Raw genomic sequence first — 953 nt, forward strand, 5'->3', positions numbered from 1 at the left:
GCCAAATCCGTGGCGCAGCCCTCCGGTGCCGCCCCGCACCGACAACGCACCGCCTCCTGGCGGGCGACCACACCTTGATCGTGGCCCGAGTCCTGACGGCGTCCGTGCCGAGCGCGGAGGGCGGTCCGCTGGCGTACTTCCGGGGCAGGTACCGGCAGTTGGGGTGGGGCCGGGCCCGGCTACCGTGGCGCCCTCGTACGAGAGATCGATCTACGGGGGAGAGCTAGTGACAAGCTGGCGGGGACGGTTGGCGTGTGCTGTGGCGGTAGTTGTGCTGGCGAGTGGGTGCGGCGCGAGCCCTGACGACGAACCCTGGAAGGCCGTCGGGGACCCCAAGGCCCCTGGCGTGGATGGCACCGCCGACCCCGAACGCGTCTTCAGCGACGCCCAGTTGGCGAAACACCTGGCACTTTCGGAGACGTTCGGCAAGGGCGCCAAGGGCCGCGTGCATGAGGGGGAGTTCAACACGGATCCGGGCGCACGGGGCTTGGACTGGGACGGGTGCGAGCTGGACCCCGAAGCGCAGCCGTGGGGCAGGTACATGCGGGAACTCGATTCGTACCGGGGAGCCAGCGCCCGGCAGACGGCGGTCAAGTGGGCGAAGCCGGAGGACAAGACGGACCCGTACACGGGCCCCGAGGTGGAGGTCACCCAGTCCCTGATCTCGCTGTCCACCAAGGACGCCAAGCGCTACCTCGAGCTCCAGCGCGACATCTACACGTACTGCCCGGCGTTCGGCTACAACCTCGAGACGGGCACCGCCACGGAGTACAACGAGGTCGAGCGCCTGGAGGGCGTGGGCGACGCGGCGCTCCTGGAGTCGACGGAGGTCGTGCAGGACCTCATGGAGAGCAAGTCCGACGTCCCGCGGTTCTACACCGTCGAGGCCCGCGTCGGCGGCGTGATCATCCGCGTCGGCGAGGGCGACAGAAAAGAGGCGATCGCCTGGGCGG

1 protein-coding gene and 1 pseudogene are annotated in these 953 nt (G+C 69.7%); both read left to right on the forward strand.

Annotated features, from left to right (window positions below; genetic code table 11):
- Positions 1–164, forward strand: a pseudogene (locus tag GUY60_RS37920) (flavin reductase); the annotation flags it as partial.
- A 182-nt stretch (positions 165–346) separates the two neighbouring features.
- Positions 347–953 (forward strand): hypothetical protein (locus GUY60_RS37925; protein ID WP_161706035.1); only part of this gene is annotated, 607 nt, incomplete at its 3' end.

Origin of the sequence: Streptomyces boluensis (assembly GCF_009908195.1) — a bacterium.
GTDB lineage: Bacteria > Actinomycetota > Actinomycetes > Streptomycetales > Streptomycetaceae > Streptomyces > Streptomyces boluensis.